4 protein-coding genes and 1 tRNA gene are annotated in these 6980 nt (G+C 38.8%); 4 read left to right on the top strand and 1 reads right to left on the bottom strand.

Annotated elements, in window-relative coordinates:
• Nucleotides 1–34 precede the first annotated feature (34 nt).
• Nucleotides 35–107: transfer RNA gene (locus HX062_RS05875), tRNA-Gly, on the bottom strand.
• Between the two features lie 559 nt (nt 108–666).
• Between HX062_RS05875 and HX062_RS05870 the strand changes: the two genes are divergently transcribed.
• The 4 genes from HX062_RS05870 to HX062_RS05855 are packed head-to-tail and all read left to right on the top strand — an operon-like array spanning nt 667 to nt 6858.
• Complete coding sequence (locus HX062_RS05870) at nt 667–1143, top strand: GbsR/MarR family transcriptional regulator (protein ID WP_182627824.1); 477 nt, start codon at nt 667–669, stop codon at nt 1141–1143.
• Nucleotides 1144–1148: 5 nt separating this feature from the next.
• Nucleotides 1149–2303, top strand: a complete 1155-nt coding sequence (locus tag HX062_RS05865) for an efflux RND transporter periplasmic adaptor subunit (protein WP_182627826.1) — start codon at nt 1149–1151, stop codon at nt 2301–2303.
• A 3-nt stretch (nt 2304–2306) separates the two neighbouring features.
• On the top strand, nt 2307–5450 hold the full coding sequence (locus HX062_RS05860; RefSeq protein WP_286466782.1) for an efflux RND transporter permease subunit: 3144 nt from the start codon (nt 2307–2309) through the stop codon (nt 5448–5450).
• 1 nt (nt 5451) lies between these two features.
• The gene (locus HX062_RS05855) at nt 5452–6858 is read left to right on the top strand and encodes an efflux transporter outer membrane subunit (RefSeq protein WP_182627830.1); all 1407 of its coding nucleotides are present in this window, start codon (nt 5452–5454) and stop codon (nt 6856–6858) included.
• The last annotated feature ends 122 nt before the right edge of the window (nt 6859–6980 follow it).

Genomic DNA, 6980 nt, shown 5'->3' with positions numbered 1-6980 from the left:
TGATGATCTTTAGAAACTTTCATCAAGTTTTTAGAGCGGAAGACGAGGCTCGAACTCGCGACAACCAGCTTGGAAGGCTGGAGCTCTACCAACTGAGCTACTTCCGCATTTGTGGATGCAAATATAAGGCATTTTTCAAATTTTATGCAAGAAATAAAAAGATATTTTTTTATCAATCTTTTTATTTCTTTTTCTTCTCACAGAATATCAATAAGATATCCCAAAACAATTGCTTAAAAAAAATCTTTTTTCGCATCAATTCTAATCAAATTCACATCCTGTTCCCCTCTCCCAAAAGAGTTTTCTACCTTTCCAAATCCATCTTCCTCCCAAAACAAGGTCATTTTTATGACGAACGGTGTTTAAACTGAATGATTAGGCGAAAATACCTCTTTTTTTTCTTACTATTTCCTTGTGAAATACGCAAAACTATTCTAACAACCCCATCCATATAAACAAAAAAACAATTCATATTTTGAGAAATTCGCTATGAATACAGGGAATTAAAAACCATTCAATCATCCTCTAACCCCTTTTAACATTGAATTTTCACCTTATATAGACGTCGTCTACATAATTTAAGAGAACTTTAAGTTTGTTTGGTTCGGTGATTACAAAACTAACCCTATCTTTGCGCTACTTAATTATTATAGAATCATTCTCAATATGCAATACGACCAACGATTAGTCGATTTATTCCAAGATTTTTGTGCACATCATGAAGTGGTATATCATTTCTCGCCATTAACGGCGCAGATCTACACTTACATTATGTTCAACAACAATCGAGATGGAGTGACTTTCGACGAACTTGTAGACCGGTTAAATGCGAGTAAGAGTTCCGTATCCACTAGTTTGAACTTACTTATCAGCAACAACCAGATTGAGCACTTCAACAAAATAGACGAACGGAAGCGGTTTTTCCGTTTAAATTCCAATTTTATAACCGCACGATTAGAGTTGATCAAAAATATGTTAGATCGCGAGTCAGTCTTGACCTTAAAACTCAAAGGATTTGCCGAAGAAGGCTTAATCAACACCAACAACTGTCAAGCGAAAATGAAACTCTATATCGATCACTTAGAAAACAGCAAAGTTCAGTTAGCAAACACAATAGAAAAATTAAAAAGTACAAACCAGTAATTTATATGAAACGTTATTTGCATACTATCGTTCTTGGTTCTCTTTCATCACTTGCCGTAATATCATGCGGAAAGAAAGAGCAAGCACAAGGAGGGCAAGGTCCAATGCCATACCAAGTAATTCAAGTTCCAACACAAGATGTTGTTGGTCATACTTCGTATCCAACATCCCTACAGGGAAAAGTTACTAGTAGCGTTCGCGCGAAAATAACAGGATACATACAGGAAGTTTACGTAGACGAAGGTTCACTAGTAAAAAAGGGACAACCTTTATTCCGTTTAGAAACCAATGTTTTAACACAAAATGCGGATGCTAGTAAAGCAGCCATTAAAACAGCTGAGGCTCAAGTTAATGTAGCACAAGTCAATGTAGACAAATTAGTTCCTTTAGTACAAAAAGGAATTATCAGTAACATTCAATTGGAGACGGCAAAAGCAAATCTAGCTAGTGCACAAAGCCAACTAGCTTCGGCTAGAGCGAACTACAATAGTGTAGCTGCAAATATTGATTTCTCTATTGTGAGAAGCCCAATAGATGGTATTGTAGGGGCTATCGCCTTCCGTGAGGGAACGTTAATTTCACCTAGCGATCCTACACCGTTGACGACAGTTTCAGACGACAGCGAGATGTTTGCTTATTTCTCTATGAATGAGAAGGAGTACTTTAACTTCGTTGAGAAAATTGAAGGAAATACATTAAAAGAAAAATTAAATCATTTACCAGAAGTTGAGTTACAGCTAGCTAATGGATCGACTTACCAATACAAAGGAAAAATCGAAACAATCAGTGGACAAATCAACACAGCAACAGGTACAGTACAAGTACGTGCGGCATTCCCGAACAAAGAGCGCATTTTGAGCACAGGGAACAGTGGAACTTTACTAATTCCACAAACGTATACTGATGCGATGGTTATTCCAGAATCTTCAACTTTCGAGCAGCAAGGTCAAATCTATGTGTATAAAGTAGAGAACGATACGGTAAAAGCGACTCAAGTAGAAGTAATAGATCGCGTAAACAAACTAGCTGTTGTAAAATCGGGTCTTGAAAAAGGACAAACAATTGTAGGTACAGGATTGGGTACGTTGCGCAATGGAACAGCAATTACACCAACGCCAACGACAATTGAGAAGATCAACGACTACAAACCAACATTCTAAACTATGTTAAAGACATTTATTGAAAGACCTGTTCTATCGACAGTTATTTCTATTCTAATAGTAATCTTGGGGGTGTTAGGGTTAACCGCGCTTCCGGTAACGCAATATCCTGATATTGCGCCTGCTACAGTTCAAATCAACGCCAGTTATCCAGGTGCGAATGCTGAAACTGTCATGCAAAGTGTGATCATCCCGATTGAAGAGCAAGTAAACGGGGTAGAAAACATGGATTACATTACCTCTACTGCCAGTAATGACGGTAGCGCGAGTATTCAAGTAATCTTTAAACAAGGGGTTGACCCGGATATTGCAGCAGTAAACGTACAAAACCGTGTGGCCCGTGCTACACCGCTTTTACCAGCAGAGGTAACGCGTTCAGGTGTAACGACACAAAAGCAACAAACCAGTGCGTTGATGTTCTTGTCATTCTACTCGGACAATCCAAACTACGATGCGATTTACATCCAAAACTACATGAATATTAACGTTATTCCTGAGTTAAAACGTGTAAGTGGTGTAGGGGATGCTCAGGCATTTGGTTCGCGTAACTACTCGATGCGTATTTGGATTGAACCTGCAAAAATGAAAGCCTATGGCCTAGTACCGTCAGATGTTGTTCGCGTATTAAACGAACAAAGTTTGGAGGCTGCTGCAGGACAGTTGGGTGAAAACAATGCAGAAGCTTTCCAATACGTAATTAAATACAGCGGAAAGTATAAAACACAAGAACAATATGAAAATATTGTTATTAAGTCATTAGCTAATGGACAAATACTTTTATTAAAAGACGTAGCTAAGATTGAGCTAGGTGCGATGTCCTATGTAGGTAACTCGGAACTAGACGGACACCCGGCAGTTGCGATGGCGATCTACCAAACGCCAGGTTCAAACGCACAAGAAATTAACAAGCACTTACATGCTGAGTTAGAATCTCTATCGAAAAACTTCCCTGACGGAATTCACTACAAAGTGTTGATGGATACCAACGAATTCTTGGATGCTTCAATCAGTAAGGTAGTAACTACGTTAATTGAAGCGTTTATCCTAGTGTTCTTTGTGGTATATATCTTCTTACAAGACTTTAGATCAACGTTAATTCCGTTGATTGCAGTACCGGTTTCAATTGTGGGTACGTTCTTCTTCTTGAATGTTTTTGGATTCTCGTTGAACTTACTAACCCTATTTGCCCTCGTACTTGCCATTGGTATTGTGGTGGATGATGCCATCGTTGTGGTGGAGGCCGTCCATGCCAAGATGGAAGCCACGGGTGAAGATGCTCTTGAAGCGAGTAAAAGTACCATGGATGAAATTTCAGGTGCAATTATTTCGATTACCCTAGTAATGGCGGCAGTATTTATTCCAGTAACCTTTATTAGTGGTCCTACGGGAGTATTCTATAAACAGTTCGGTATTACCCTTATTATTGCGATTTTAATTTCAGCAGTAAACGCTCTTACCTTGAGTCCTGCCCTATGTGCGGTATTCTTGAAACACCACGATGTGGTAGAGCACGGAAAGAGAAAGAATTTACTTCAACGTTTCTTTAGAGCGTTCAACATCGCATTTAATAGCATTACAGAAAAATACGGTAACTCATTCAAGCTATTATTAAAGCACAAATGGATCACCTTTGTAGTTTTAATTGCGTGTTTAGGGATCACTTATTTTTCGGCCAAAACAATGCCTACTGGATTCGTACCAAACGAAGATCGTGGATTCATCATGGGTAACATCGAGTTACCAGCAGGTGCTTCTCAAGACCGTGTGGTAGCTATTCAGCGAGAATTCTCGAAAATCGTAAAACAAATTCCAGGGGTTGATGGGGTAACTGTAGTATCTGGATTCTCTTTCATCAACGGTCAAGGGTCAAACTACGGTATGGCGATGATCAAGTTGAAAGACTTTAAAGAAAGAAAAGCGCCAGAATTAGCGACTGATGTGGTAATTGGAAAATTATTCGGATTAGCAGCAACACAATTCCAAGATGCAAGGATGATTTTCTTCCAACCGCCAAGTATTCCTGGTTTCGGTATGTCATCTGGTTTTGAGCTAAAATTATTAGATAAAACAGGAGGTTCGTTAACTGATTTCGACGCGAAATCAAAAGAGTACTTAGGTGCATTAATGGCACGTCCTGAGATTATGTATGCGCAATCGTCATTTAACACGAACTACGCACAATATGAATTAGACTTAAATATACCAAGAGCTAAAGAATCAGGCGTATTAGTAAGCGACATTTTCTCTGCTTTACAAGGGTATATTGGAGGTATATATGCGGCTGACTTTACTCGTTTTGGTAAACAATTCCGTGTAATGGTTCAATCTTTACCAGAATATCGTTCAAATGTAAATAGCTTAAATGAGATTTATGTGAGAACAGGTTCAGGCGAGATGGCTCCAATCACACAGTTTGTAAACTTGACCAAAGTTTACGGACCACAGTCGATCAACCGTTACAACTTATTTACTTCATCGAATATTACAGGAGCTCCAAAACCTGGATTCAGTTCGGGAGATGCGATTAAAGCAGTACAAGAAGTTGCACAACAAAACTTATCAGCGAGTTATGGCGTTGACTTTACCGGACTATCTCGTGAGGAGATTAATGCAGGAAACCAAACGGTATTAATTTTCTTCTTATGTGTGGTATTTGTATACTTCTTACTCTCTGCACAATACGAAAGTTATATGTTGCCATTTGCGGTAATTTTATCGTTGCCAACTGGTATCATGGGAGCATTCCTTGCGCAAAAAATAGCAGGTTTAGAAAACAATATTTACTTCCAGATTGCCCTGGTAATGCTCGTTGGACTACTCGCGAAAAACGCCATTTTGATTGTGGAGTTCGCTGTTCAACGCAGAAGACATGGTGAATCAATTGTAGAGTCAGCAATCAACGGAGCGAAAGCACGTTTAAGACCGATTCTGATGACGTCATTTGCGTTTATCTTAGGATTAATGCCATTAGTTTTCGCAGGAGGAGTTGGATATATTGGAAACCGTTCAATCGGTACAGGTGCTGCATTTGGTTTATTGATTGGTACGATTATCGGGGTATTTGTAATTCCTGTATTGTATGCAATATTCCAATATCTTCAAGAGAAAATTAAACCAATTAAATTTGAAGAAATTAAGTCTGAATAAAATGAAAAAACAATTTATATACAGAGCGATTCCTGTTGCTATATTAGGACTTACCTTGCAATCTTGTATAGTTGCAAAGAAATACGATAGACCTGATGTTATTCAAGAGGAACAATATAGAGGTAGTAGTACTTCAGACTCTCTTTCCATGGCTACAATGTCATGGAAGGAGTTATTTTCTGACCAAACCTTAATTCAGTATATTGAGACTGGGTTAGAAAACAACTTGGACATGCTAATTGCCATTGAGAATATCAATGCTGCCCAAGCGTATATGCAACAAGGTAAATGGGGCTATGCTCCTACTTTAAGTGTTGGTGCAAATTACACCCACAGCATTCAGTCTAAAAATGGTCCACAAGGGATTATGTATGGCGACAAACGCGTAAAGACAGACTTGTATGATGTTACAGGGCAGTTTTCTTGGGAGTTAGATGTTTGGGGTAAACTCAGAAGTAACAAAAGAGCGTTTGTGGCAAGTTATTTGCAAACCGTATCTGCACAACAAGCTGTAAAAACACAGCTAATCTCTACCATTGCAACTACGTATTTTCAATTGGTTGCATTAGACAGACAAAAGGAGATTACAGAACTAACCATTGCGAACAGAAAAAACAGTTTAGAGACAATTAACGCGTTAAAAGAATCTGGACAAGTTGACGAAATCGCAGTAAAACAAACGCAAGCACAACTGTACAATGCGCAAGCTTTATTGGTTGATTTAAACAACAACATCAAAATAACTGAGAATACTTTCAGTATTTTACTCGGGCAAAATCCAGGGGAGATCAAAAGAGAGAAGTTGAGTGATCAAAAAGTGAATGCTGATCTTACCATTGGTGTTCCTATGCAACTCTTAGCCAATCGTCCAGATGTTCGAGCAGCAGAATACGGCTTAGTAAACGCTTTTGAGATGACGAATGTTGCGCGAGCAAACTTCTACCCTTCTTTGCGTTTAACTGCAAATGGCGGTCTTCAAAGTCTTGATTTTGACGAGTTATTCAATACGAGTTCTGTGTTTGCTAACTTCATCGGTGGTTTAACCCAGCCTTTGTTAAATGGTAGACAGATCAGAACGCAACACCAAGTAGCTCAATCCAAAAAAGAACAAGCGTATCTTGGGTACAAAAAAGCAATCTTAACGGCTTCTAAAGAGGTTTCTGACGCCTTGTATACCTATGAAAGTGCTTCGGAAAAATTAGACCTGAAGAAAAAAGAATACGAAGCCTATCAATTAGCTACCACCTATTCTGAAGAATTATTGGTGCAAGGGATGGCGACGTACTTAGATGTATTAACAGCGAGAGAAAATGCTCTTGCCGCTGAATTAAGCTACATCAACACCGAGTTAACTCAACTTACTACTTTAGTACAGTTGTACCGTTCTCTAGGTGGTGGAATAGAATAATACACCAACACATCCATAGTTAAAAAGAGGGTGTCCCCAAAAGGGACATCCTCTTTTGCTTTTATCGAAAACGTATTTTTTTAGTCAACGGCAACCCCTCGACAGGGGTTAGACCTTTTTTC

This window comes from Myroides sp. DF42-4-2 (genome assembly GCF_030326445.1).
GTDB lineage: Bacteria > Bacteroidota > Bacteroidia > Flavobacteriales > Flavobacteriaceae > Flavobacterium.
The sequence above is the reverse complement of the archived record's forward strand: the minus strand, read 5'-3'. Positions and strand labels throughout refer to the sequence as shown.

Excerpts from the sequence above, each read along its gene's own strand:
- HX062_RS05870 (WP_182627824.1), top strand. The coding sequence starts at position 667 with ATGCAATACGACCAACGATTAGTCGATTTATTCCAAGATTTTTGTGCA.
- HX062_RS05865 (WP_182627826.1), top strand. The coding sequence starts at position 1,149 with ATGAAACGTTATTTGCATACTATCGTTCTTGGTTCTCTTTCATCACTT.
- HX062_RS05860 (WP_286466782.1), top strand. The coding sequence starts at position 2,307 with ATGTTAAAGACATTTATTGAAAGACCTGTTCTATCGACAGTTATTTCT.
- HX062_RS05855 (WP_182627830.1), top strand. The coding sequence starts at position 5,452 with ATGAAAAAACAATTTATATACAGAGCGATTCCTGTTGCTATATTAGGA.